Origin of the sequence: Streptomyces sp. NPDC014889, from assembly GCF_043081205.1 — a bacterium.
Lineage (GTDB): Bacteria > Actinomycetota > Actinomycetes > Streptomycetales > Streptomycetaceae > Streptomyces.
Genome location: NZ_JBIBWH010000008.1, coordinates 161,404 through 187,226, shown reverse-complemented (window position 1 = coordinate 187,226; position 25,823 = coordinate 161,404). Strand labels below are relative to the sequence as shown.

Here is a 25,823-nt window from a genome sequence, read left to right as displayed (position 1 = left end):
GTACGGTGAGGCGCATGCCCGCCACCCCGTCCGCGCCCGTCATCCTCGGCGACGAACCCGGCTCCTTCCCCCACAGCGTGCTGGCCGAACGGCACCCGGCCATCGTCCGGCAGGTGCGCGACGCCTTCCCCTACGGCCCCGAGCAGCACCGCGCCCTGGACGCGTTGCTGGAGAGCTGCGCCGAGGGCGTCATCGAGGACCTTCCCGCCGCCGAGTCCGACCGCGACCGCTGGCGTACCTGGGGCCTGGATCGGTATGCCGGGCATTCCTGGTTCGACGTGCCGTGGCTGTGGTCCGAGAGCTACTTCTACCGCCGGCTCCTCGAAGCCGTCGGCTACTTCGGGCCCGGCCCCTGGCAGGGCATCGACCCGTTCCGCCCGTCCAAGCTCGCCGAACTCGACTCCCCGGAGACCGACGGGGAACTGGCGGCGCTCGACGAACTGGAGAGCAGACCGGCGGCGGAGCGCGCCGACGCCCTGCTGCACGGCTCCCTCTGGGGCAACCGCGCCGACCTCGGCTTCCGGCTGTCGGCGGGCGGCGCCGAGGCCGGACCGCCCGTCCCCGCCCTGGTCGCCGACGACAGGGCGGCCCTCTGGTCGCTGCTGCCGCCCTCCGGCACCGGCACGCTCTGCCTGGTCGCCGACAACGCCGGCCGCGAACTCGTCCCCGACCTGCTCCTCGTCGCCCACCTCCTCGCCGAAGGTCGCGTCCGGCGGGCGGTCCTGCACGTCAAGCCGTACCCGTACTACGTCTCCGACGCCACCACCGCCGACGTCGTCGACGCCGTACGCCGGTTGACGGCGGCTCGCGGCGCGGCGGCGGACCACGGGCGCCGCCTGTGGTCGGCGATGGCCGACGGCCGGCTCACGGTCCGGGCGCACCCCTTCTCCTGCTCCCCGCTGCCGTACGCCGACATGCCCGCGGACCTGCGCGAGGAGTTCGCCGCGGCGACGCTGACCGTGTTCAAGGGCGACCTCAACTACCGGCGGCTGGTGGGCGACCGGCTGTGGCCCCCGACCACGCCGTTCGCGGACACCACGGCCTTCTTCCCCGGCCCCGTCGCCGCCCTGCGCACCCTGAAGTCCGACGTGATCACCGGTCTGGACGCGGACACCGAGGCCGCGCTGGACGCCGCCGAGGGCGAGCGCTGGCGCGTCGCCGGCACGCACGCGCTGATCCAGGTCAGCCCCTGACCGGCCGGGCCGCCCCACCCCCGCGACCACCCGGTTCACATGCGGATTCACGCGATGGAGTGATCGCGTTGGTGCGTACGGATGGTGCCGGAGTGTCGCGGGTAGGGCCCGGCCATGACGCAGCAGCCCTTCGAACTCCCGCACTTCTACATGCCGTATCCCGCGCGGCTCAACCCGCACGTCGACGAGGCCCGCGCCCACTCGACGCGCTGGGCGCGCGACATGGGCATGCTGGAGGGCTCCGGGATCTGGGAGCAGTCCGACCTCGACGCGCACGACTACGGACTGCTCTGCGCCTACACCCACCCCGACTGCGACGGACCGGCCCTGTCGCTCATCACCGACTGGTACGTGTGGGTCTTCTTCTTCGACGACCACTTCCTGGAGACCTTCAAGCGCAGCCAGGACCGCGAGGGCGGCAAGGCGTACCTGGACCGGCTTCCCCTGTTCATGCCCCTCGACCTCGAAACCGCCGTACCCGAGCCCCGCAACCCGGTCGAGGCCGGCCTCGCCGACCTGTGGGCGCGTACGGTCCCGTCGATGTCGGCCGACTGGCGCCGCCGGTTCGCGGTGGCGACCGAGCACCTGCTCAACGAGTCCCTGTGGGAGCTGTCGAACATCAACGAGGGGCGGATCGCCAACCCCGTCGAGTACATCGAGATGCGCCGCAAGGTCGGCGGCGCGCCCTGGTCGGCGGGCCTGGTGGAGTACGCGACCGCGGAAGTGCCCGCCTCCGTCGCCGAGTCCCGGCCGCTGAGGGTGCTGATGGAGACGTTCTCCGACGCCGTGCACCTGCGCAACGACCTGTTCTCCTACCAGCGGGAGGTCGAGGACGAGGGGGAACTGAGCAACGGCGTCCTGGTCCTGGAGACCTTCTTCGGATGCACCACCCAGGAGGCCGCCGATTCCGTCAACGACGTCCTGACCTCCCGTCTGCACCAGTTCGAGCACACCGCGCTCACCGAAGTACCCGCGCTGGCCCTGGAGAACGGCCTCACCCCGGCCGGGACGGCGGCGGTGGCGGCGTACACCAAGGGCCTCCAGGACTGGCAGTCCGGCGGCCACGAGTGGCACATGCGCTCCAGCCGGTACATGAACCAGCGGGCCCGGCCCACCAGCCCCTGGCAGCGGCTCGCGGGCCCCGGCACCTCGGCGGCCGACGTGGGCGCGCTGCTCGCGGCGGCCGGGACGGAGAGGATGCGCGCGTACACGCACGTGCCCTTCCAGAAGGTCGGCCCGTCCCGCATCCCCGACCTCCGCATGCCCTACCCGCTGGGGCTGAGCCCCCATCTGGACCGCTCCCGGGCCACGCTCGTCGACTGGTGCCACCGCATGGGCATCCTCGAGGAGGGCGTGTGGGACGAGGACAAGCTCGCCGCCTACGACCTGGCGCTGTGCTCGGCCGGCATCGACCCGGACGCCACGCCCGAGGCGCTCGACCTGAGCGCCCAGTGGCTCGCCTTCGGCACCTACGGCGACGACTACTACCCGCTGGTGTACGGCCACCGCCGGGACCTGGTCGCCGCGAGGGCGACCACGGCACGCCTGTCGGCCTGCATGCCCGTGGCGGGGGAGGCGGCGCCCGTCCCGCTCAACGCCATGGAGCGGAGCCTGACCGACCTGTGGGCGCGCACCACCGCGGAGATGATCCCCGACCAGCGGCGCACCCTGAAGCACGCGATCGACGCCATGACCGAGAGCTGGGTGTGGGAGCTGTCCAACCAGCTCCAGAACCGCGTCCCCGACCCGGTCGACTACCTGGAGATGCGGCGCGCCACCTTCGGCTCCGACCTCACGCTGAGCCTGTGCAGGATGGGATACGGCCCGGCCGTCCCCGCGGAGGTCTACCGCAGCGGCCCGGTCCGCTCCCTGGAGAACGCGGCCGTCGACTACGCCTGCCTGCTCAACGACGTCTTCTCGTACCAGAAGGAGATCGAGTACGAGGGCGAGATCCACAACGCGATCCTCGTCGTGCAGCACTTCTTCGGCATCGACTACCCGGCGGCGCTCAAGGTCGTCCAGGATCTGATCAACCAGCGCATGCGGCAGTTCGAGCACGTAGTGGCCAACGAACTCCCCGTCGTCTACGACGACTTCGAGCTGTCCGAGGAGGCGCGGGCGGCCATGCTCGGCTATGTCACCGATCTGCAGAACTGGATGGCGGGCATCCTCAACTGGCACCGGAACGTCGACCGCTACAAGGCCGAGTGGCTGGGCAGCCGGGCCCACGCCTTCCTGCCGGACCGCGCTCCGGCTTCCGTCCTCCCCGTGGGCTGACCTGAGGCCGCCGATGGAGTCGAGGGAACAGACGGCGTTGCGTCCCAAGCCGATGCCCGGACGGGAGCCCGGCGGCGGGCACGGCCCCGTACGGCGTCCGCCCGCCCCGCGCCGCCGCCGTGGCCGCCGTCTGGCGGCCGTGGCGTGCGGGGTGCTCGCCGGGATCGCCCTGATCCTGTCCGGCGTCGGCCTCGCCACGCTGACCGGCACGAGCCGGCCGGCCCGGGCCGAGCCGCACCGGCAGCCGGTCCCGGAGACGCGCACGGAACCGACGCCGGCCTCCGTGCCGGTGCCGGTAGGGCCCACCCTGGGCCTGGAGGTGGTGGACGACGGCGGATCCGGAGCCAGGGTCGTCGGCGTCCACGTCCCCGGCCCGGGTTACACGGCGGGCCTGGTCCGCGGCGACGTACTCCTGACCTTCGCCGGAACCCGCCTCGACACGGCGACGGACCTGGCCCGTGCGGTCGCCGCCTCCCACCCGGGCCAGGCGGTACCCCTCACCGTCCGCCACGCCACCGGCGGCCGACAACAGCTCACGGTCACACCGGCGATCGTCACATGACGGCCTCCCGGCCCGAGCCGCGCCCCGGCCCGTGACCCGGCCCCGGCCGGGGCGGTCGGGCGGCGTGACCGTGGGCAGGATCCGTAACCGGCTCGCGTGGTGGGGCGGGGGCGGGCAGGATGCTGCCCGTAGTGTTTCTCACCGTTTCAGCCGTATACGGAGGCCCGGATGACCGGCATCGCGCTCGCGCCCTTCAGCGCCGAGGACTACAGCGTCCGGCTGGAACGTGCCGGCCGGGCGGCGTCCGGGGCCGGGCTGGCAGGACTGCTGGTGGCACCCGGCCCGGACCTGGTGTGGCTGACCGGGTACGCGCCCACCGCCGTCACCGAACGGCTCACGCTGCTCGTCCTCGCCGCCGGACGCGAGCCCGTTCTCGTGGTGCCCGCGCTGGAGGCCCCGGACGCCGCCAAGGCGGCCGGCGCGTCCGCCCTGGCCCTGCGGGAGTGGACCGACGGCACCGACCCCTACGCCGTCACCGCGGCCCTCCTCGACGACGGAGGCCGGTTCGGCATCAGCGACAACACCTGGGCCCTGCACCTGCTCGCCCTGCAACAGGCACTGCCGGGCACCTCCTACGCCTCCCTCACCGAGGCCCTGCCCATGCTGCGCGCGGTGAAGGACGCCGCCGAGGTGGAACTGCTCGCGGCGGCGGGCGCGGCCGCCGACGCCGCGTTCGAGGAGATCCGCACGGTGCGCTTCTCCGGCCGCCGTGAATCGGAGGTCGCCGCCGACCTCGCCGGCCTGCTGCGGCGCTTCGGGCACTCCCAGGTCGACTTCACCATCGTCGGCTCAGGACCCAACGGCGCCAACCCGCACCACGAGGTCGGCGACCGCGTCATCGAACGCGGCGACATGGTCGTCCTCGACTTCGGCGGCCTCAAGGACGGCTACGGCTCCGACACCACCCGCACCGTGCACGTCGGCGAGCCGACCGAGGAGGAGCGGCGGGTGCACGACATCGTCCGCGAGGCCCAGGAGGCCGGCTTCCGGGCCGTACGTCCCGGCGTCTCCTGCCAGGAGGTCGACCGCGCCGCCCGCGCGGTCATCGACCGGGCCGGCTACGGCGAGTTCTTCATCCACCGCACCGGCCACGGCATCGGCGTCACCACGCACGAGCCGCCGTACATGATCGAGGGCGAGGAGCAGCCCCTCGTACCCGGCATGTGTTTCTCCGTGGAGCCCGGCATCTACCTGCCCGGCCGCTTCGGGGTGCGCATCGAGGACATCGTCACCGTGACCGGGGACGGGGGCCGCCGCCTCAACGACACGACCCGGGAGATGGTCATAGTGGACTGACCACCGGCAGTCCCCACCCCGCAACCGCAACGACACGGCGCGACGATGACCCAGGCACCGACACCCACCGCGGACACCGTCCGCAGACTGCTCCGCACCCTGCTCAAGGACGGCCAGGACACCGCCCACGGACCCGAGATCCGGCCCGTCGCCGAGGGCGGCGAGCACTCCACCTGGTGGGTCGGCGCCCGCCATGTGCTGCGCCTCGCCCCCGACCGTGAGGCCGCGGCGCGCCAGCGCCGCGAACTGCGGCTGCGCGAACTGGTCCGCCCGCACCTTACGGTCGCCGTCCCGGCCAGCGTCGCGAACGGCGAGTGGGCGCCGGGCCTGACGTACACGCTGGACACCCGGATCGCCGGCGGCACGACCGGCGAGCACGACGTCTCCGCCGTCGGCGAGGACGACCTGGCCGGACTGTTCACCGGGCTGCGCGAGATCCCCGCCCGGCAGGCCCAGGCCCTCGGCGTGCCGCGCACCGCGCCGCGCTCCCTGGAGGCGCTGCGCCGCATGGCCGTGCACGCCGCCGAACGCCTCGGCGCCGCCGACGAGTTCGACCCCGCGAGGATGGCCCAGCTCACCGCGCCCGCCGCGGCCCAGCTCGCCGCCCAGCCCGGCACCGCCGTGCTCGTCCACCACGAGCTCAGGGGCGAGCACCTGGTGGTGAGCGCCGACGGCCGGGTGCGCGGGGTCCTCGACTGGACCGGTGCCGTGGTCGGCGACCCCGCCGAGGACATCGCCGGCGTCGCCGTCGCCGTCGGTTCCCCCGCCGCCGTGCGCGCCGCCACCCTCGCCGGCTACAGCGCCCGGCCCTGCCTGCGCGGCCTGTGGCTGGCCCGCTGCGACACCGTGATCCGCCTCGCCGCACGCCTCGACGGCCGCGACGACGCCCCGCTGCCGCTCCTCAGGGCCCAGCGGCGCCACGCCTGGGAGGCGATCCTGCTGGAGCGGGTGACGGAGTTCCGGGAGGACGGCGCAGACACCGGGGGCGTCGGCGGCACCGGGGCCACCGGGGAGTAGGGGCCGCCGTCCGGCAGGGCGCGGTGCTCAGTGCTGCAACAGCACCGCGCACGACTCCGCGGGCACGTGCAGCACCCCGTCCGCCGCGGGCGCCGCGACCGGCTCCCAGGCGGCCAGCACCTCCAGGGGGCGGTTGCCGAGCGGGATCTCCGCAGGCGCCTTGGCGAGGTTGACCGCCACCAGGACGTCCCCGCGCCGGAAGGCGAACCAGCGGGCCTCCTCGTCGTAGGCCACCTTGGTGTCGGCGAGATCGGGGTCCGTGAGGTCGGGCTGCTCCCGCCGCAGGGCGGTCAGCCGGCCGTACCAGGCCAGCACGCGCGCGTGCGGTTCGCGCCCCGGCTCCGACCAGTCCAGGCAGGAGCGGTCGCGGGTCGCCGGGTCCTGCGGGTCGGGCACGTCCTCCTCCGCCCAGCCGTGCTCGGCGAACTCCCGCCGCCGTCCCCGGCGCACCGCCTCCGCGAGTTCCGGGTCGGTGTGGTCGGTGAAGTACTGCCACGGCGTGCCGGCCGCCCACTCCTCGCCCATGAACAGCATCGGCGTGAACGGCGCCGTCAGCGTCAGCGTGGCCGCGCAGGCCAGCAGCCCGGGGGAGCCGGCGAGCAGCGTGGACAGCCGGTCGCCCCGGGCGCGGTTGCCGATCTGGTCGTGGGTCTGGCTGTAGCCGAGCAGCCGGTGCCCGGCCACCCGGGTGCGGTCCAGCGGGCGGCCGTGGTGGCGGCCGCGGAAACCGGAGTACGTACCGTCGTGGAAGTAGCCGCCGGTGAGCGTCTTGGCGACCGCCGCGAGCGGGGCACGCCCGAAGTCGGCGTAGTAGCCCTGGGTCTCGCCGGTCAGCGCCGAGTGCAGCGCGTGGTGGAAGTCGTCGCTCCACTGGGCGTCGAGGCCGAGACCGCCCCGCGCGCGCGGGGTGATGATCCGCGGGTCGTTCAGGTCCGACTCCGCGATCAGGAACGGGCGGTGGCCCAGGTCGGCGGAGAGCGCGTGCACCGCCGTCGACAGCTCCTCCAGGAAGTGGCACGCGCGCGTGTCCACCAGCGCGTGCACCGCGTCGAGACGCAGACCGTCGAGGCGGTAGTCGCGCAGCCAGGACAGCGCGCTGCCGACCAGGAACCGGCGCACCTCGTCCGAGCCGGGCGCGTCCAGGTTGACGGCGGCGCCCCAGGGGGTGTGGTGGGTGTCGGTGAAGTACGGCCCGAAGGACGGCAGATGGTTGCCCGACGGGCCCAGGTGGTTGTGCACCACGTCCAGGACCACGCCGAGGCCCAGCTCGTGAGCCCGGTCGACGAAGCGCTTGAGCCCCTCCGGGCCGCCGTACGGCTCGTGCACGGCCCACAGCGACACGCCGTCGTATCCCCAGCCGTGCCGGCCGGGGAACGGGCACACGGGCATCAACTCCACGTGGGTCACGCCCAGTTCCACCAGGTGCGGCAGGTGCACGGCGGCCGCGTCGAAGGTGCCCTCACGCGTGTACGTGCCGATGTGCAGCTCGTACAGGACCGCGCCGGGCAGCGGGCGTCCGGGCCAGTCGGCGGAGCGCCACGTGTAGCGGGCGTGCTCGACGACCGCGCTCAGCCCGTCCGGGCCGTCCGGCTGCCGCAGCGAGCGCGGATCGGGCAGCACCGGACCGTCGTCCAGCGCGAATCCGTACCGCGAGCCGTCGCTCGCCCCGGCCTCACCGGTCCACCACCCCTCCCGCTCCGGATCGCGCTCCAACGCGCGCGTGGCGCCGTCGCACTGGAGCGTCACACGGCCGGCCTGTGGTGCCCACACCTCGAACTGCACGGACGGTTCCCCTTCGTTCGCTCACCGTGACGTCGCCGTCCATGGTGCGCCACAAGAGATCAATCCGCTTTTGAATCCCCCTTTTACGGCGGTGTCGCCGGATCCGAGGGCCCGGTGTGCCTCTTCGTGACAGCTGGACACGGGGGGATCGGCTGACCGACAATCAGCAGCGTGACGTCGCCCTCCGAGTCCCACACGTCCCCCGCGCGGCTGTCCGACGCGGAGCGCGACAAGGCGCTGAAGGTGCTCCGTGACGGCGTCGCGATGGGCCGGCTGTCCCACGACACGTTCGTACGGCGGATGGAGCTGGCCCTGGCCGCCCGCCGGTCGGACGAACTCGCCGCGCTCACCTCCGACCTGCGCACCGAGGGGCGCGTGTCCCGGCTGGTGTTCGGCTCGGTCGAGGCGGTGTCCGGGTTCGGCGTACGGCTGCGGCGGGCGTGGCAGGCCGAGCGGCTGCCCAAGCTGCTGCTGCCGCTTGCCGTGAGCGGTCATCCGTTGAGCATAGGGCGCGATCCGGTCTGCGGTCTGCGGCTGACCCACGAGACGGTCTCCCGGGTGCACGCCGAGCTGCGCCACCAGGGCGGGATGTGGGTGCTGCGGGACCTCGGCTCGACCAACGGCACGACCGTCAACGGGCGGCGCGTGGTCGGCGCGGCCGTCGTGCGCGAGGGCGACCAGGTGGGGTTCGGGCAGGTGGCGTTCCGGCTCTCCGCGAACTGAGCGGCGCACGCGGCGGGCCTCACGCGCGCGTGCTCACGATCGGGTGAGCGGGGGTGGGGCGTGCGGGCGGCCGTGCCGATACACCGGGCATGACGACCCATCCCACCAAGGCGGCCACGGCCCGCCTGCGGCACGGCCTGACGGCCGCGGCCGCCCTCCTGCTCGCCGGCGCCGGCGCCGCCCCGGCCGCAGCCGCCCACCGGCCCGCCGCCCAGTCCGACTGGCTCTACGTCACGGTCACCGACGGCGACGGCCGCTCCGGGAACGTGCGCGGTGCCCTGCTCCTGTGCGACCCGCCCCGCGGCCACGCCCACGCGTCCGACGCCTGCACCCAGCTCCGCTCGTCCGGCGGAGACATCCACGGCCTCCCCCACAGGGACGTCCTCTGCCCGATGATCTACCGCCCCGTCACGGCCCACGCCCGCGGCCAGTGGAAGGGCCACCCGGTCGACTACACGGAAACCTTCTCCAACAGCTGCGAGATGACCGCCCGAACGGGCGTAGTCTTCGACGTCGCTCCCTGACCCCCACGGCCCGTACGCGTACGACGTACGACGCAGTGACGTCCGGACGGGTGGTGCCCTCTTCGGTCCGCGGCGGAGGCCCGACGGCCCCGTGCCCGTGCCCGGGGTGGTGGGGGCGGGGTCGGCCCGCGGCCGTGTGTGCCGCGGTGGTGGGCGTGCGCCGCGGGCAGTGCCCGCACCCGTCGTGACGCCCGGCTGACCCGCGGGTGCGCGCGTGGGTCGAGCACGCGACCGGCACGCGCGCGTGGCCGGGGTGCGGGGCGTGCGGTGTCCGGTGTGCCTGCCCGGAACGCCGGTACGGGCGGCCGGCGACCCGTGGGCGGGCCGGTCCGGGGCCGCCGGCGGTGTCGCGCCGCGCGGGGCCGTGTCGGGCGGGGCCGGTCAGGTGGGGCGGGTGCCGGCCTGGTGGGCTGTGGTGAGGACTGTGTGGCTCTGGTGTTCCACTTGGTGCTCCAGGGGGACCCAGCGGGCGTGGAAGCGGTGGGCGAAGGACTCGCTCCAGGTGGTCACCAGGCGCTCCAGGCCGGGCGCCGCGCGGTCGTCGGTCTCGCGCAGGGTCCGCAGGAGCATCGCCGCGGCCCGCAGCGGCAGCCGGCGGCCGAACGCGTCCACGCTGCCGACGTACGCCATCGTGGTGTCCGCGGGCGGCATGTGGAGCCAGTCCGCGGCCAGCCCCGGCACCAGGCTCAGCCCCCACTTCGCCGCCCGCAGCAGCGGCCCGTCGGGGCCGTGCAGGCGCGGCAGCGCGTCGGCGAGCACCGCCTCCACCTCCCGCGAGTCCCGCAGCAGCCGCTGCGCCAGCCGTCGTATCGCCGCCGCCGGGGCGGGATGCGGCGCGGGGTCGTCCACCAGGTCGCTCGCCCACATCGGCACCTCCACGACCGCGGTCATGCCGCCGTACCGGTGCGGACGGAACCAGGTGCTGTGCCGGGCGTCGTCCGGCATGCTCGGATACGCCGGTCCCGCGCCGGGCCCCGGCATCACCCGCACCCCGGGCCCGGACGCCGGCCAGCCCGCCGCGTCCGAGGCGCCGGTCTCCACCGGGATGTGCAGCCGCGCCGCCGACTTGCCGAACGGCTCGGCGAGTCCCGGCACGTCGCGGGTCAACTGCACCCAGCTTCCGCCCAGGTCGGTGCCGTGCAGCGTCACCTGGAGGTAGGGCCGCAGCTCGTCGATCACCCCGGTCAGCGCACGCGTCTCGGGCGGCAGCCGGTCGGGCGGCAGCACGGAGGGCGACCACTCCGGCTGCTCGGGCCCGGCGGGCCGGAAGAACCCGAGATGGTAGTCGAGCAGGCTGCGCGGCGCCGGAGTGACGTGCAGGCTCGCCCCGTCCGGGTCCGCGCACAGCAGGAAGTGCCAGGAGGTGTCCGCCCGCAACCGCTCCTCGTGCAGCACCCGGCGCGCGACGGCGAGGAGGGTGGAGCCGCCGGTGGGCTCGTTGGCGTGGGCGCCCGCGACCACCAGCACCGCCCGCCGGGCGTGCCCGACGGACAGCAGGTGCAGCGGTCGTCCCGCGCGCGAGTGGCCGACCTGCCTCAGCACGCACCGGTCCGGCCGGTACGCGGCCAACGCCCGGGCGGTGGCCACCAGTTCGGCAACACTGGGGTAGCGCAACTCCGGCAGGAGACTCACCCCCGACCTGTCCTCCCGGCTTCGCATTCCGCAGTACCCCACGGACGCCGGGTCCTGTCAAGCGCGCTCCAGCAGCGACACCGGCAGCCGCTCGAAGAGTTCCGACACGAGCACCTGCCCTTCGAACTCCCGCCCAGGGGTCAGCGCGTCGGCCCACCGACCGGGCGGCAGCGGCAGCCGGGTGTCCCGCCAGCCGCCCCCCTCCGCCAGGCGCAGCGACAGCCGGGTCACGGCCGTGACCACCTCCCCTGAGCGCCCGAACGCCGCACAGTGGGCCGCCGCCGGCCCCTCGGCGAGCAGCGGGGCGTACGTCGCCGCCGGTCCGAAGACCTCCGGCCGCCGGGCGCGCAGCCGCAGCGCCGCCATGGTCACCGCGCCCTTGTCGCCGGCGTCGGCGGGCGGGAACCGCACCGGGCGCCGGTTGTCCGGATCGACCAGGGCCCGGTACTCGGCCTCCGTGCCCTGGTACACGTCGGGCACACCGGGCATCGTCAGATGCACCAGGGCCGTGCCCAGCACGTTCGCCCGGATGTGCGGTCCGAGCGCGGTGCGCAGGGCGGTCACCGGCCCGGCCGGCGCCCCGCACGGTCCATCGGCGACGAACCGCGCCACCGCCTCCTCGTAGTCGGGCCGCTGCTCGGTCCAGCTCGTGCGCAGGCCCGCCTCGCGCACGTGCTTCAGCAGGGCCCGCAGCACCCGTTCCGTGTCCGCCGGGCCGAGGCCGAACACCGTCTGCCAGGCCGCCCAGGCCAGTTGCCTGTCCGGCACGCCCTCGCCGCCGCCCAGCACGTCCAGCAGGTCCGCCCAGACCCGCGGGCACTCGGTGAGCACGGCCAGCGCCGCCCGTACGTCGGCGCTGCGCTTGGTGTCGTGCGTGGAGACCACCGTCCCGGTTGCCGGCCAGTCGCGCTGCACCCGGGCGCAGTACGCGTGGAAGTCCTCCGGGGACACCGCCGGGCGACCGGGGTCGCCGCCCACCTCGTTGGCCGACAGCAGCGGTACGTACCGGTAATAGGCCGTGTCCTCCACGGACTTGGCGCGCAGCGCGGAGGCGGCCTGCGCGAAACGGGTACGGAACTCCTCGGGGTCCGGTCCCGACCCGGCCCGCCCGAGGACCAGGTCGCGCACCACGTCGACGGCCTCGCCCTCCTCCGGCACCACGAAGGCGAGCCGGGCCTGCGCGGCGGCCTCCTCGGTGACCACGGACGCCGGGTCCACGGAGGCGTAGGGCCGGTAGACCCGGAGGCGGACCAGCAGCTCCCGCAGCGCGGTGCGCAGCGCCCAGGGCGCGCGGTCGCGCAGCGCCGGGTCCGGCGAGGTGGCGCACACCCGGCTCGCCACCCGGGTCAGCCGCTCCGTCTCGGCGGCCAGCTCGTGCGTGATCACCGTGTACGCCGCCCGCCGTACCGTCGCCTCCCAGTCCCCGCCCTCGTCGTCGCGCGGAGCGGCGAACCGCCGGTACCGCCCGGCCAGCTCGTCCGCCCCGGCCGGGTCGGTGAACAGGCCGTCGACGTGCCGCAGGGCGTCGTAGCCGGTGGTGCCGGCGACCGGCCAGGAGGCCGGCAGGTGCTCGCCGTCGGAGAGGATCTTCTCGACGACCGTCCAGCGCCCGCCGGTCGCCTCGTGCAACTGCCGGAGGTAGGCGTCGGGGTCGGCGAGCCCGTCCGGGTGGTCGACGCGCAGCCCGTCGACCACCCCCTCGGCCAGCAGCCGGAGGATCGTGGCGTGGGTCGCCCGGAACACCTCCGGGTCCTCCACCCGCACCCCGATCAGCTCCGAGATGCTGAAGAACCGCCGGTAGTTCAGCTCCGTACGGGCCAGCCGCCACCACACCGGCCGGTACCACTGCGCGTCCAGCAGTTCGGGCAGCGGCAGCCTCCCGGTGCCCTCGCGCAGCGGGAAGGCGTGGTCGTGGTAGCGCAGGACGTCGCCGTCCGCCTTCAGCTCGCCGGCCTCCCGGCCGACCGGGTGGCCGAGCACGGGCAGCAGCACCTTGCCGCCCTGGGCCTCCCAGTCGATGTCGAACCAGCGCGCGTACGGCGACGAGGGGCCCTCCCGCAGCACCTCCCACAGGGCGTGGTTGTACCGCGGGGCCATGGCCATGTGGTTCGGCACGATGTCCACGACCAGGCCGAGCCCGTGCTCCCGCGCGGTGCGCGAGAGCGCCCGCAGGCCCTCCTCTCCGCCGAGCTCGTCGCGCACCCGTGTGGGGTCCACGACGTCGTAGCCGTGCGCGGAGCCCGGCACGGCCTGAAGGACGGGTGACAGATGCAGGTGCGAGACGCCGAGCGAGGCCAGGTACGGCACGGCCCGCTCCGCGGCCGCGAACGGGAACTCGGGCTGGAGTTGGAGCCGGTAGGTGGCCGTGGGCACGACGGGCTCGGGACGCTCGGATGTCTCGGGTGTCATGGAGACCTACGTACCCGCCCGACCGCCTTTGGTGTCACCCACCCGCCATGTGCCCGGCGCCCCACCCGGGCGGGTGCGTGTCCTCGCCCGGACGGGTGAGCGCCGCCCCGGCTGCCCGCTCGCAACAGGCCCTAGACCGGTCGTCGCAGCACCGTCAGGCTGCGGTCGGTCAGGGTGAGCCGGTCACCGGCCCGTACGGTGGGGCCGGTGCCCGGTGGGACCGGGTCCGTGCGGGCGGTGTCCACCATCACCTGCCACTGGCGCCCGTGATCGACCGGCACGGCGAAGTCGAGCGGCTTGGGCGCGGCGTTGAACATCAGCAGGAAGGAGTCGTCGCTGATCCGCTCCCCGCGCGTGCCGGGCTCCGAGATCGCGTTGCCGTTGAGGAACACGGTCAGCGCGGACGCCCGCGCCGAGTCCCAGTCCTGCTGGGTCATCTCCCGGCCCTCGGGGGTGAACCAGGCGATGTCCGACAGCTCGTCGTGCGTGCCCTCCACCGGCCGTCCGTGGAAGAAGCGGCGCCGCCGGAAGACGGGGTGGTCCCGGCGCAGCGCCGCCATCGCCCGGACGAAGTCCAGCAGCTCCGCGTCGGGCTCGCCGGGCTCGGGCCAGCGCACCCAGGACAGCTCGTTGTCCTGGCAGTAGGCGTTGTTGTTGCCCCGCTGGGTGCGCGCGAACTCGTCGCCGTGGCTGATCATGGGCACGCCCTGGGACAGCATCAGCGTCGCGACGAAGTTCCGCGTCTGCCGCGCCCGGAGCCGGACCACCTCGGGGTCGTCGCTCTCGCCCTCGGTGCCGCAGTTCCAGGACCGGTTGTGGCTCTCGCCGTCCCGGTTGTCCTCGCCGTTGGCCTCGTTGTGCTTGTCGTTGTACGACACCAGGTCGCGCAGGGTGAAGCCGTCGTGGCAGGTGACGAAGTTGATCGAGGCCAGCGGGCGGCGGCCGTCGTCCTGGTAGAGGTCGGAGGAACCGGTCAGCCGGGAGGCGAACTCGGCGAGCGCCCGGGGTTCGCCGCGCCACAGGTCCCGCACGGTGTCGCGGTACTTGCCGTTCCACTCGGTCCACAGCGGCGGGAAGTTCCCCACCTGGTAGCCGCCCTCGCCGACGTCCCAGGGCTCGGCGATCAGCTTCACCTGGGAGACCACCGGGTCCTGCTGCACCAGGTCGAAGAACGACGACAGCCGGTCCACCTCGTGGAACTGCCGTGCCAGGGTCGCCGCCAGGTCGAAGCGGAATCCGTCGACGTGCATCTCGGTAACCCAGTAGCGCAGCGAGTCCATGATCAGCTGGAGCACGTGCGGGGACCGCATGAGCAGGGAGTTCCCGGTGCCCGTGGTGTCCATGTAGTAGCGCGGGTCGTCGGTGAGGCGGTAGTAGCGCGGGTTGTCGAGGCCCTTGAACGACAGCGTCGGACCCAGGTGGTTGCCCTCGGCGGTGTGGTTGTAGACCACGTCGAGGATGACCTCGATCCCGGCCTCGTGCAGCGCCCGGACCGCCGACTTGAACTCCAGGACCTGCTGGCCGCGGTCGCCCCAGGAGGCGTAGGCGTTGTGCGGGGCGAAGAAACCGATCGTGTTGTAGCCCCAGTAGTTGTTGAGGCCCAGGTCGACCAGGCGGTGGTCGTTCACGAACTGGTGCACGGGCATCAGTTCGAGCGCGGTGACGCCGAGTTCGGTCAGATGCTCGATGAGCGCCGGGTGGGCGAGCCCCGCGTAGGTGCCGCGCAACTCCTCGGGCAGTCCCGGGTGCCGCATGGTGAGGCCCTTGACATGGGCCTCGTAGATCACCGTCTCGTGGTAGCCGCGGCGCGGCAGCCGGTCGTCGCCCCAGTCGAAGTACGGGTTGACCACGACGGACGTCATGGTGTGCGGCGCCGAGTCAAGGTCGTTGCGCCGGCCGGGGTCGTCGAAGTGGTAGCCGTACACCTCCTCGCCCCACCGGATCGAGCCGCTGATCGCACGCGCGTACGGGTCGAGGAGCAGCTTCGCCGAGTTGCAGAGCAGCCCGCGCTCCGGGGCGTACGGGCCGTGTACCCGGAACCCGTACCGCTGCCCCGGCATGACACCGGGCACGTACGCGTGCCGGACGAACGCGTCGCTCTCCCGCAGTTCCACCGCCGTCTCCGAGCCGTCGTCGTGCAGCAGACACAGCTCTACTCGGTCCGCGGCCTCCGTGAAGACCGCGAAGTTGGTGCCGGCGCCGTCGTACGTGGCGCCGAGTGGGTACGCCTCTCCAGGCCAGACCTGCATGGACCAGACTCTTTCAGGTGTGCGGCGCCGCGGGTGGCGCCTTGGCAACGAGTCTCCAGGAAAGTCGGGGAAGCACCTGTGACGCACGTCCGTGTGCCGAACTGGTGGGGTAGGCGGTGCCCGCGGGACAGGAAGGGCAGGTGCGCGGGGTGGGCCGAGCGGGCCGCGGGGCCCGGCCGGGCCCGGACGGGCCCGCAGGTCAACGGGTGGAGCGGCCCTCACCCGGTGAGGTGACGGGCGCGGGGTTCCGCGGCGCCGCCCGGGACCCGGACGGCCGCCGGTGCCGGTCAGCGGCTATGAATCAGCTCACTCGGCCGGCCCAGGATCTCCGGAACGCGCAAGTACCGTGCGGAAGTTGAGAAAGGAGCTGCGCATCCGGCTGCGTCGCGCGCCGCTCCCGGAGTACCCTTCCTTGATCGTTGGGACGGGGAGTGCCCGGGGGAGCGGAAGGCGGTGCACGGGTGGGCTCGGGAGGCCTGGAGCTGCCCCCTGGTGACGAGGGTCACGAGGGGCACTCCGCAGACGTCCCGTCCGGTGCGGTGTCCCTGGCCCGGCCGATGGACGCCGGTGCCATCGGGCCGGAGCTGGACTGGGACGCGGGCGCCTGGCGCGAGGTACGCACACGCGCCCAGCGGGCCGGCCGCGCCTACATCTGGCTGAACCTCGTCGAACAGCGGCTGCGCGCCGTCGTGGCCGCCGTGCTGCGCCCCGTCTACGAGCCCGTGCACGGCGACGACTGGGCGGTGGCCGCCGCAGGACCGGCCGGCCAGGAGTGGGTGCAGCGGGCCGTCGCGGTACGCGAAGTCAGCCGCCGCAAGGGCTACTTGCTCGACCCGGCCGACGACAACGTGATCAGCTTCCTCACCCTGCCGCAGCTGCGTGAGCTGGTGGTGCAGCACTGGCCGTGCTTCGCGCCCTACATAGACGAGCGCCGGGACGTCGAACTCGCCCTGGACGAGCTGGAGGTGGCCCGCAACGTCGTCTCCCGCAACCGGGCCCTGTCCGAGGCGGTGCTGAGCCAGGCCGAGCGGGCCTCCGCACGGCTGCTCGACATCCTCGGCACCGGCGGCGACGTGCCCTCCGCCCGGCGGCTGCCGGTCGACGCGGTCGAGGACCTGGTCGGCGACCGGTACGCGGACGTGGTCGCGGTGCATCCGGACCGGGTGCGGCTGCTGCGCCAGTTCCCGGCCGAGGACATGTTCGGCGGCGCCCGCCGCCTGGACGCCATCGGCATCGGCCTGAACCTGCTCGTGCAGAACTTCTCCGGCCGCCGCCTGGTGCGGCTCGCCGAGTCCGGCTGCCGGGTGCGGCTGCTGTTCCTCAACCCGGCCTCCAGCGCGGTGAAGCGCCGCGAGCGCGAACTCGGGCTGAAGCGCGGTGAGCTGAGTCGCTCGGTGGAGATGAACATCCTGCACATGCGCCGGGTGCGCGGCCGGCTGCGCGACCCGGGCGCCTTCGAGATCCAGGTCTACGACGAGACCCCCCGCGTCTCCGCCTACCTGGTCGACGGCGACGGCTCGGACGGCATCGCGGTCGTGCAGTCCTATCTGCGGCGCAGCCGGGGCATGGAGGCCCCCGTCTTCGTCCTGCGGAACGACAACAAGGTGGTCAAACCCGGCGAGATCGACGAAAGCGGGCTCTTCTCCGCCTACCGTGAGGAGTTCGAGCTGATGTGGGTGGATTCGCGCCCGGTGTCCTGATACGCCCTCACTCCCCGGGCGGTAAGCGGAACGTGGTCCTCGGATTGTCAGTGGTGCGTGCGATCGTGGAGGCCACTGGGGGAACGCACCACCGAGAAGGGGGGCCGCCATGGGCTGGCACCGGGAGCTGCTGATCGGCTTCGACCTGGAGACGACCGGGACGGATCCGCGCGAGGCGCGCATCGTCACGGGGGCCGTGATCGAGGTCAGGGGAGGGGAGCCGGGGGGACGCCGGGAGTGGCTGGCGGACCCCGGAGTGGAGATCCCGGCGGACGCGGTGGCGGTGCACGGGATCAGCAACGAACGCGCGGCCGCCGAGGGCGAACCGGCCGACCGGGTCGCGAACGCCATCGCGGACGTCCTGACCGGCTACTGGAAGACCGGCGTGCCGGTGGTGGCGTACAACGCGGCCTTCGACCTGACCCTGCTCTCCGCCGAACTGCACCGGTACGGGCTGCCGTCCCTGAGCGACCGCCTGGGCGGAGCGGAGCCGGGACCGGTCGTCGACCCCTACACCATCGACCGCTGGGCCGAGCGCTACCGCCCGGGCAAGCGCAACCTGGAGGCGGTCTGCGCGGAGTACGGAGTCGTCCTGGACGCCGCCCACGACGCCTCGGCCGACGCCCTCGCGGCGGCCCGGCTGGCCACCGCGATAGCCGGCCGCCACTCCAAGGTCGCGACCCTCGGCCCGGCGGAGCTGCACCGCCGCCAGATCGAGTGGCACGCAGCCTGGGCGGCGGACTTCCAGGCCTTCCTGCGCCGCAAGGGCGACCCCCACGCGGTGATCGACGGCGCCTGGCCACTCCGGCAGCCGGCGGACGAAACGGTCTGACCCGGGGCGCGGAAAACGCGGCCCGGACGGCCGACTTCGCCGTTCCGGCCACGGTCGCCGCCCCTGCGGACCGGCTCGCTGTCCCGTCACGGTTGGTGTGGGCGCGGGTCGGCTGCTCCGGCTCGTCGCGGTCGGCTTGCCTCGTCGGTCATGGTCGTCGCGTCCGCGGGCCGGGGTCCGCTCGTCGCCGTCGGCGTGCTGGGCCGGTCGTGGTCACCGGGGACGTGGTCCCCCGAGCAACCGGTTCGACGGTCCCGTCGCGGTCGTCGTGACCGCGGGGGCTCCCGCTCGGCCCGGGCCGGGAAGGGCCGGGACGTACAGGGGCGGGCAAGGATCAGAACGGGTACCAGCGCACCGTGGTGTCACCGTTTCGCAGGGATGCCACCCGGCGCTCGAACTCGGTCAGGGCCTTGGGGTTGGTGGGGGCGTGCTGGGCGACCCAGGCGCAGCTCGCCGTCTCGCGGGCGCCGCGCAGCACGGCGCAGCCCTCCCACTCCCGTACGTCCCAGCCGTAGGTCCGGGTGAAGGCGTCGTGGGCCTCGGCGGGCAGGCCGTAGCGGTCCCGGGACAGGGCCATGACCACCAGGTCGTGCTCGCGCAGGTCGGCCGAGAAGGTCTCCAGGTCGACCAGGACCGGCCCGTCCGGACCGATGTGCACATTGCGCGGGAGCGCGTCGCCGTGGATCGGGCCGGGCGGCAGGTGCGGGGTGAGCGCGGCGGCGGCCGCCGCGAAGCCGTCGCGGCGCTCCCGCAGATACGCCGCGTCGGCCGGGGAGATCGTGTCGCCCGCGAGCCGCAGCCAGCGCTTCACGCCGCCGAGCAGTTCGCGGGGCGGCAGCGCGAAGTCGGGGACGGGCAGGGCGTGGACCAGGCGCAGCAGCTCCGCCAGGTCAGCCGGTTCGGCGGGCCGTACCGGATCGGGCAGCCGGTGCCACACGGTCACCGGATGCCCCTCGACGAGGATCGCCTCCGTGTCGGCGGCCCGCACCGCCGGGACGCCGGCGTCGGCCAGCCACAGCGCGATCCGCAGCTCGCGCCGCGCCCGGTCCCACAGCTCCGCGTCCCGGCCCACCTTGACGACGACGTCCCCGGCGGCGAACACCGCGTTCTCACCCAGCGCGAGCAGCCGCGCGTCGCGCACCGGACCGGTCAACACGCCCGCCCCGCCCAGTACCTCCCGAGCCCGCGCCTCGTCCATCCTCAGCCTCCGTGTCCTCGTCCGGACCCCGGCGACCACGCCGGAGCCCGCATTTTTCGCCGGGTCAGTGTCGCATCCGCACAGGTCGGGGCCGGTGCCCGGTGCCGGGCTCGGCGTAATTCGTTTGCGGGGGCACTCGGGCGGGACCTAGCGTCACCTCCGTGGCGGCTTTCAACGCGATCATCATCTCCGGTCTCGGCCGGGGCTGCGCGCACTCCCAGCGGGTGCGACGCGGTCCTGGTGCCCTGACCGGCCCGGGGAGCAGCCACACCTGCTGAGCGCCGCATCGCGCCTCCTTCCCCCCATTCCTGTCTTCCGGTCAGGGCTTCGGCTGCCCTCTCCACTCCCACGGAAGACAAGGACCGCAGGCCATGGCCCGCCCCTTTCAGCCCTCGCGCGCGCTCTCGCAGAACTTCCTCACCGACCGCGCCACCGCCGAACACCTCGCCCGCCTCGCCGTCCCGAACGGTCGCCGGCCGCCGCTTCTGCTCGAAGTCGGGGCCGGAAAAGGCGCGTTGACCACGACGCTCGCCCCGCGCTGCCGCGAGGTGCGCGCCTATGAGATCGATCCCCGGCTCCTGCCCCTGCTGCGCGCCCGTTTCCTCGACGCACCGCGGGTGACGATCGTCGGCGGCGACTTCCTCCGGGCCAGGCCCCCGCGCACCCCGTTCTCCGTCGCGGGGAACGTCCCCTACTCCCGCACCGCGGAGATCGTCGACTGGTGCCTGCGCGCCCCCGCCCTCACCGACGCCACGCTCCTCACCCAGCTCGAGTACGCCCGCAAGCGCACCGGCGACTACGGACGCTGGACGCTGCTGACCGTACGCAGCTGGCCGCGCTTCGAATGGCGTCTGGTGGGGCGGGTGGCCCGGACCCGGTTCAGGCCCGTGCCGGGAGTCGACGCCGGAATCATCCGTATCGAGCGCCGTCGCGCCCCGCTGCTCGACCCGTCCGGATACGAAAGCTGGCGGCGGCTGGTCGAGCTGGGGTTCACCGGAGTGGGCGGTTCGCTGCACGCCTCGCTGCGCCGGGCCCACCCCGGACGGCGGGTGTCGGCCGCGTTCCGCGCCGCCCGGCTCGACCCGGGCGTTCTGGTGGGGGAGGTGCCGCCGGAGCGCTGGCTGGCCCTGCACGAGGTACTGGCCTCCTGACGCGGCGCCTGCCGCGGGAGCACACGACGGGCCCGCCGGCTTCCCCGAAGCCGGCGGGCCCCGCTCGTGGGACGGTTCAGACGCCCAGTGGCTCACCCTTGCTGGGAGCGGGCGGCAGGGACGCCGGCTCCAGGGGCTCGTCGTGGGAGAGGTCCGGGAGGCGGTGCAGCCATCGGGGCAGGTACCAGTTGCGTTCGCCCAGCAGGGACATCACCGAGGGCAGCAGCACACCGCGGATGACCGTGGCGTCGATGAGCACCGCGGCCGCCAGACCCACGCCCATCTGCTTCATCGACTGCATGGACAGCGTCCCGAAGATCGCGAACACGGCGACCATGATGACCGCGGCGCTGGTGACGACACCCGCCGTGGTGACCACACCGTGCTGGATGGCGTCCTTCGTGCCGCGGCCGCGCAGCCGCGCCTCGCGGATCCGGGAGACCACGAAGACGTGGTAGTCCATCGAGAGGCCGAACAGGATCACGAACAGGAACAGCGGCAGCCAGGTGACGATCGCGCCGACACCGTGGGCGCCCACCAGGGACGCGCCCCAGCCGTGCTGGAAGACCGCGACGAGGATGCCGTAGGCGGCGCCCACGGACAGCAGGTTCAGCACGATCGAGGTGATCGCGACGGTCAGCGAGCGGAACGACAGCAGCATCAGCAGGAAGGCGAAGACCACGACGAAGACGAACACCGGGACGACGGAGCCGATGAGCTGGGCGTTGAAGTCGTGCGAGCCTGCGACCTGGCCGGTGATCGGCGCCTGGACGCCGTCGACCTTGCCCAGCGTGGCGGGCCGCACCTCGTCGCGCAGCTTCTCCAGGCTCTTGCCGGCCTTGTCGAGGTCCGAGCCGCCGACCAGCGGGACGGAGACGAGTGCGACGTTCTGGTCCTCGTGCAGCCGGATGTCGACCGGGCCGCGCGAGGCGCCCGAGGAGACGGCCCGCTCCTTGAACGCGGCCAGCGCCTGCCGTACTTCCGGGGCGTTGATGTCGTCGGCCTTCACGATCACCTGGGCCGGCTCGGAACCGCCGGGGAAGGCCTCGTTGAGCCGCTGGTACGTCTGCACGATGGGCAGCGAGTCACCGAACTCCTGGTCCAGCGTGAGCTGCGAGGTCTTCATGCCCAGCGCCGGGGCCGCGACGGCGAGCAGCGCGCCCACGGCCACCGCGGCCGACACCACGGGCCGGGCCAGCACACGCCGCAGCACGGCCGTCCAGAACCTGCTCTCCCCGTTGCCGCCCCGGTTCCGCCGCAGGAACGGCAGGCGCCCCTTCTCGACCCGCTCGCCCAGCAGCGACAGCAGCGCCGGCAGCACGGTCACCGAGCCGACCATGGCCACGGCCACCACCATCAGCGAGGCCAGGCCCATCGCCTCGAACTCGGCGACCCCGGTGAACAGCATGCCCGCCATCGCCACGCACACCGTGACGCCGGAGACGATGATCGCGCGCCCGCTGGTCGCGGCGGCGATGCGCAGCGCGGTCCCCGGGTCCCGCCCGGCCGCCCGCTCCTCGCGCTCGCGGCGCAGGTAGAACAGGCAGTAGTCGACGCCGACCGCCATGCCGACCAGCAGCATCACGGAGTTGGCGGTGTCGCTCATCGGCTGGAGGTGGCTGACGATGCCCATCAGGCCCATCGTCGCCATGATCGCGGTGATCGCCAGCGCCACCGGCAGCAGCGCGGCCACCAGCGCCCCGAAGGCGATCAGCAGGATGCCGAGGGCCACCGGCACGGCGGAGAACTCGGCCTGCTGGAAGTCGTTCCCGAAGGCGTCGGAGTACTGCTTCTGCATGCTGGCGCCGCCGATCTCCTCGATCCGCAGCGACGAGTGGTCCTTCTGGACCCCGGCCACGGCGTCGAGCACGGGTTCCACCCGCTCGCCCGCGGTGTCCGCCTCCCCGCGCAGCGAGAACTGCACCAGCGCGCTGCGGCCGTCCCCGGAGATGGTCTTCGTGTCGTACGGCGAGGTCACATCCGTGACCAGGCCGGTCCCCTCGACGGCCGTGATCACGTCGCCGACGGCCGCCCGGAAGCCGGCGTCCGTGGCCCTGCCGGAGCCGTCCTTCGCCTGGATCAGGACGGTCTCGCTCGCCGGTTCCTTGATCCCCGCGTCCTCGATGATCTTCGCCGCGGTGTGCGTCTCGCCCTTGAGCTGGTCGCTCTCCTTGACGTCCAGCCGGCCGGCCGCCGAACCCAGCCCCATCGCCAGTACGACGAACAGCACCCAGATCCCGACCGCGGCCCATCGATGCCGGGCGCTCCAGCCGCCGGCTCGCGCGGCGAGGCCCCGCGCCCGTGTCTCTCCGTTCACCATGACGGGCTTGCCCCTTCTTGAAAGGCCCTGCGGACCTCGTGCGCGGCGACAGCCCCCTGCCGTCGCCCTCCGCATCGAAGGTAGGGCCGGCCCGGTAGCCCGCTCGTCGTGCTGACCGGTGAAGTGCCGCCCCGGAGGCTCCTCCTGCCGGACCCCGTTTCCTCCGCACTGGGGAGGACGCCGACCCCTTACACCTATCCGGGCTTCTCGGGGGCGCGGATCAGGGTGTCCGGTCCGCCGGGAGGGGCCCGTCCGGCGAATACGCAGCCTTGTTGAACAAGTCACAGCCGCGTGCAGCGCTTGAACCGCACGCCGCGATCCGCCATCGTTCCGTCGGACCCCGCCCGCGAAGGGCGGCCCTCGTGCCCGCCCCCACGGGGCACGGCGGCCGCTCTATCGTGGGCGGATGACGATGTACGCCGCGCTGCTGCGCGGAATCAACGTGGGCGGCAAGAAGGTTCCGATGGCCGAGCTGCGCACCCTGGTGGCGGAGCTCGGCCACACGCGTGTGCGCACCTATCTGCAGAGCGGCCAGGCCGTCTTCGACGCCGGTCACAGCGACGAGCAGTCGCTGGCCGCGGAGCTCACGGCGGCGCTGGAGAAGCGGTTCGGCTTCCCGGTGGACGTGATCGTGCGCGATCACGCCTATCTGCGGGCGGTCGCCGAGTCCTGTCCGTTCCCGGCCGCGGAGCTGGAGGGACGGCAGCTCCATGTGACCTACTTCTCCGCGCCCGTCCGGGCCGACCGCTACGCGGAGATCGACCAGGAGGCCTACCTGCCCGAGGAGTTCCGTCTCGGCGACCGGGCCCTGTACCTGTACGCGCCGGACGGGCTCGGCCGCTCCAGGCTGGCCGAGCACCTGTCCAGGAAGCGGCTGAACAAGGACCTGATCGCCACCAGCCGGAACTGGAACACGGTGCTCAAACTCGTCGAGCTGACCGCGCCGGACGCCTGACTCGCGCACGGACGCGATCGACGCGACCGGCGTGACCGAGGCGGTCGCGCTCACCCGAGAGCGGCCAGCCGGGACAGCTCGGCGGCGCCGAGGGACACCCCCGCCGCGTCCAGGTTCTCCTCCAGGTGGGCGAGCGTCCCCGTGCCCGGGGTCGGACAGAGCACGGGGGAGCGGTGCAGCAGCCACGCCAGGGCCACCTGCCCCGGTGTGGCGCCGTGCGCGGCGGCGACCCGGGCGCAATCCGGGTGCCCGGTCAACGCGCCGTTGCCCAACGGGAACCACGGCAGGAACGCGATCCCGCGCTCCTCGCACAGCTCCAACAGCGGCTCGGACGCGCGGTCGAGGAGGTTGTAGCGGTTCTGTACGGAGGCGACGGACGTCAACTCCAGTGCCGCGGCGAGCTGTTCGGCGGAGACGGTGTCCAGGCCGAGGTGGCGGATCTTGCCCTCATCGCGCAACTCGTCGAGCGCTCCGAGCTGTTCGGCCATCGGCACGGCGGGGTCGAGCCGGTGCAACTGGTACAGGTCGATCCTCTCCAGCCGCAGCCTGCGCAGGCTCGCCTCGCACATCGCCCGCAGTTGCTCCGGCCGCCCGTCCACGTGCCAGGCGCTGTCGCCGGTGCGGACCACCCCGCCCTTGGTGGCGATCACCAGGTTCTCCGGGTAGGGGTGCAGCGCCTCGGCCACCAGTTCCTCGGCGACGGACGGGCCGTAGTTGTCCGCGGTGTCGATCAGGGTCACCCCGCGCTCCACCGCCCGCCGCAGCACGGCCACCGCGTCCCGGGCGTCGCCGCGCGGCCCCCAGTAGCCGGGGCCGGTGAGCTGCGCGGTGCCATAGCCGAGGCGCCGTACGGGCAGGTCGCCGCCGAGCGTGAACAGCTGCGGGGTCACACGGTCTCCTGGGTGGTCCGGTGGGGCGTACGGAGGGCTGTGGCAGGCTCGCCCCATGCGATACATCATCATCGGGGCAGGGGCGGTCGGCGGCGCCGTCGGGGGCCGGCTGGCGCAGAGCGGGCGCGAGGTCGTGCTGGTCGCGCGCGGAGCGCATCTCGCGGCGCTGCGCGAGGGCGGGCTGCGGCTGACGGTGCCGGAGGGCGAGCTCACGTACCGGCTGCCCGCCGTGGACGGGCCCGAGGCGCTCGGCGAACTGCGCGCCGACGACGTGCTCGTGCTGGCCGTCAAGACCCAGGACACCGAGGCGGCGCTGGCGGCCTGGGGTCCGGCGCCGGTCGCGGGTGGCGGCACGGCCGAGCGGAGACTGCCGCTGCTGTGCGCGCAGAACGGGGTGGAGGGGCAGCGGCTCGCCCTGCGCCGCTTCCGGCACGTGTACGGCGTCTGCGTCTGGCTGCCCGCGGCCCACGTCGAACCCGGCGCCGTCTCGGCCGCCGGTGCCCCGCTCACCGGCATACTGCACCTGGGCCGCTACCCGGGCGGCACCGACGACACCCTGCGGCGGATCTCCGCCGACCTGGAGTCGGCGCACTTCGAGGCGCCGGTCGTGCCGGACGTGAACCGCTGGCAGTACGCCAAGCTGCTCGGCAACCTCGCCAACGCGATCGAGGCGGTCAGCGGGCCGCTGGACAGCGGGGCGGCGCACGCGCTGTACGGGAGGGTGCGCGCCGAGGGCGAGGCGGTGCTCGCCGCCGCCGGGATCACCTGGGCGGGCGCCGAGGAGCAGAAGGAGGTCCGCGGCGACAAGATCACGCCGGTGCCGCTGCCCGGCGCCCCGCGCGGCGGCGGCTCCTCCTGGCAGTCCCTCGCCCGTGGCACCGGCTCCATCGAGGCCGACCACCTCAACGGGGAGATCGTGCTCCTGGGCCGGCTGCACGGCGTACCGGCGCCGCTGAACGAACTCCTCCAGCACCTGGCCAACACCTTCGCGCGAGAGCGCCGGGCGGCCGGCTCGATGCCGGTGACGGAACTGGTACGGCTGGCGGACGCGGCGGACGCGGCGGGCTGAGCGGCCCAGGCGGACCGGCGGTCCAGGTGGCCCACGAAAAGACC

At 73.7% G+C, this 25,823-nt stretch carries 19 protein-coding genes; 12 read left to right on the top strand and 7 right to left on the bottom strand.

Annotation, left to right across the window (positions count from 1 at the left end):
• Positions 1–14: 14 nt before the first annotated feature.
• From ACF09J_RS17800 to ACF09J_RS17780, 5 genes are all read left to right on the top strand, one after another.
• The gene (locus tag ACF09J_RS17800; protein ID WP_392306358.1) at positions 15–1,193 is read left to right on the top strand and encodes a damage-control phosphatase ARMT1 family protein; all 1,179 of its coding nucleotides are present in this window, start codon (positions 15–17) and stop codon (positions 1,191–1,193) included.
• Positions 1,194–1,307: 114 nt separating this feature from the next.
• Positions 1,308–3,470, top strand: coding sequence for a germacradienol/geosmin synthase Cyc2 (cyc2, locus tag ACF09J_RS17795; protein WP_392306357.1), 2,163 nt, complete (start codon positions 1,308–1,310; stop codon positions 3,468–3,470).
• Between the two features lie 13 nt (positions 3,471–3,483).
• A complete protein-coding gene (locus tag ACF09J_RS17790) occupies positions 3,484–4,032 on the top strand; it encodes a PDZ domain-containing protein (RefSeq protein WP_392306356.1) in 549 nt (182 codons plus the stop codon).
• Between the two features lie 168 nt (positions 4,033–4,200).
• Positions 4,201–5,328 carry a M24 family metallopeptidase gene (locus tag ACF09J_RS17785; protein WP_392306355.1) on the top strand — a complete coding sequence of 376 codons (1,128 nt, stop codon included), beginning with the start codon at positions 4,201–4,203 and terminating at the stop codon, positions 5,326–5,328.
• A 45-nt stretch (positions 5,329–5,373) separates the two neighbouring features.
• A complete protein-coding gene (locus tag ACF09J_RS17780) occupies positions 5,374–6,345 on the top strand; it encodes an aminoglycoside phosphotransferase family protein (RefSeq protein WP_392306354.1) in 972 nt (323 codons plus the stop codon).
• A 27-nt stretch (positions 6,346–6,372) separates the two neighbouring features.
• On the opposite strand, the gene treZ is transcribed toward ACF09J_RS17780, so the two are convergent.
• Positions 6,373–8,127 (bottom strand): malto-oligosyltrehalose trehalohydrolase, encoded by a 1,755-nt coding sequence (treZ, locus tag ACF09J_RS17775; RefSeq protein WP_392306353.1) that lies wholly within the window; start codon positions 8,125–8,127, stop codon positions 6,373–6,375.
• A gap of 171 nt (positions 8,128–8,298) precedes the next feature.
• On the opposite strand from treZ, the gene ACF09J_RS17770 reads away from it, so the two are divergent.
• Complete coding sequence (locus ACF09J_RS17770; RefSeq protein WP_392306352.1) at positions 8,299–8,850, top strand: FHA domain-containing protein; 552 nt, start codon at positions 8,299–8,301, stop codon at positions 8,848–8,850.
• Positions 8,851–8,939: 89 nt separating this feature from the next.
• Positions 8,940–9,374, top strand: coding sequence for an SSI family serine proteinase inhibitor (locus ACF09J_RS17765; protein ID WP_392306351.1), 435 nt, complete (start codon positions 8,940–8,942; stop codon positions 9,372–9,374).
• 381 nt (positions 9,375–9,755) lie between these two features.
• On the opposite strand, the gene ACF09J_RS17760 is transcribed toward ACF09J_RS17765, so the two are convergent.
• From ACF09J_RS17760 to glgX, 3 genes are all read right to left on the bottom strand, one after another.
• On the bottom strand, positions 9,756–11,006 hold the full coding sequence (locus tag ACF09J_RS17760) for a M14 family zinc carboxypeptidase (RefSeq protein ID WP_392306350.1): 1,251 nt from the start codon (positions 11,004–11,006) through the stop codon (positions 9,756–9,758).
• Between the two features lie 57 nt (positions 11,007–11,063).
• Positions 11,064–13,415: a malto-oligosyltrehalose synthase gene (gene treY / locus ACF09J_RS17755; protein WP_392306349.1), complete on the bottom strand. Its 2,352-nt coding sequence runs from the start codon at positions 13,413–13,415 to the stop codon at positions 11,064–11,066.
• A gap of 131 nt (positions 13,416–13,546) precedes the next feature.
• Positions 13,547–15,664, bottom strand: a complete 2,118-nt coding sequence (glgX, locus tag ACF09J_RS17750; RefSeq protein WP_392306348.1) for a glycogen debranching protein GlgX — start codon at positions 15,662–15,664, stop codon at positions 13,547–13,549.
• Positions 15,665–16,125: 461 nt separating this feature from the next.
• Between glgX and ACF09J_RS17745 the strand changes: the two genes are divergently transcribed.
• Together ACF09J_RS17745 and ACF09J_RS17740 are read left to right on the top strand one after the other, a co-directional pair.
• A complete protein-coding gene (locus ACF09J_RS17745) occupies positions 16,126–17,364 on the top strand; it encodes an SAV2148 family HEPN domain-containing protein (RefSeq protein ID WP_392306347.1) in 1,239 nt (412 codons plus the stop codon).
• A gap of 109 nt (positions 17,365–17,473) precedes the next feature.
• Positions 17,474–18,196, top strand: coding sequence for a 3'-5' exonuclease (locus ACF09J_RS17740; protein WP_392306346.1), 723 nt, complete (start codon positions 17,474–17,476; stop codon positions 18,194–18,196).
• 334 nt (positions 18,197–18,530) lie between these two features.
• Here the strand turns inward: ACF09J_RS17740 and ACF09J_RS17735 are convergent, their stop codons facing one another.
• Positions 18,531–19,394 (bottom strand): phosphotransferase enzyme family protein, encoded by an 864-nt coding sequence (locus tag ACF09J_RS17735; protein ID WP_392306345.1) that lies wholly within the window; start codon positions 19,392–19,394, stop codon positions 18,531–18,533.
• 371 nt (positions 19,395–19,765) lie between these two features.
• Between ACF09J_RS17735 and erm the strand changes: the two genes are divergently transcribed.
• Positions 19,766–20,545, top strand: a complete 780-nt coding sequence (gene erm / locus ACF09J_RS17730; RefSeq protein WP_392306344.1) for an ErmE/ErmH/ErmO/ErmR family 23S rRNA (adenine(2058)-N(6))-methyltransferase — start codon at positions 19,766–19,768, stop codon at positions 20,543–20,545.
• Between the two features lie 76 nt (positions 20,546–20,621).
• On the opposite strand, the gene ACF09J_RS17725 is transcribed toward erm, so the two are convergent.
• A complete protein-coding gene (locus tag ACF09J_RS17725; RefSeq protein WP_392306343.1) occupies positions 20,622–22,865 on the bottom strand; it encodes an MMPL family transporter in 2,244 nt (747 codons plus the stop codon).
• Positions 22,866–23,271: 406 nt separating this feature from the next.
• Here ACF09J_RS17725 and ACF09J_RS17720 point away from each other — a divergent pair, with 406 nt between their 5' ends.
• Positions 23,272–23,820 (top strand): DUF1697 domain-containing protein, encoded by a 549-nt coding sequence (locus ACF09J_RS17720; RefSeq protein WP_392306342.1) that lies wholly within the window; start codon positions 23,272–23,274, stop codon positions 23,818–23,820.
• A 50-nt stretch (positions 23,821–23,870) separates the two neighbouring features.
• Here the strand turns inward: ACF09J_RS17720 and ACF09J_RS17715 are convergent, their stop codons facing one another.
• Positions 23,871–24,710, bottom strand: coding sequence for an aldo/keto reductase (locus tag ACF09J_RS17715; RefSeq protein ID WP_392306341.1), 840 nt, complete (start codon positions 24,708–24,710; stop codon positions 23,871–23,873).
• Positions 24,711–24,765: 55 nt separating this feature from the next.
• On the opposite strand from ACF09J_RS17715, the gene ACF09J_RS17710 reads away from it, so the two are divergent.
• Positions 24,766–25,779, top strand: a complete 1,014-nt coding sequence (locus tag ACF09J_RS17710) for a ketopantoate reductase family protein (RefSeq protein ID WP_392306340.1) — start codon at positions 24,766–24,768, stop codon at positions 25,777–25,779.
• Positions 25,780–25,823 lie beyond the last annotated feature (44 nt).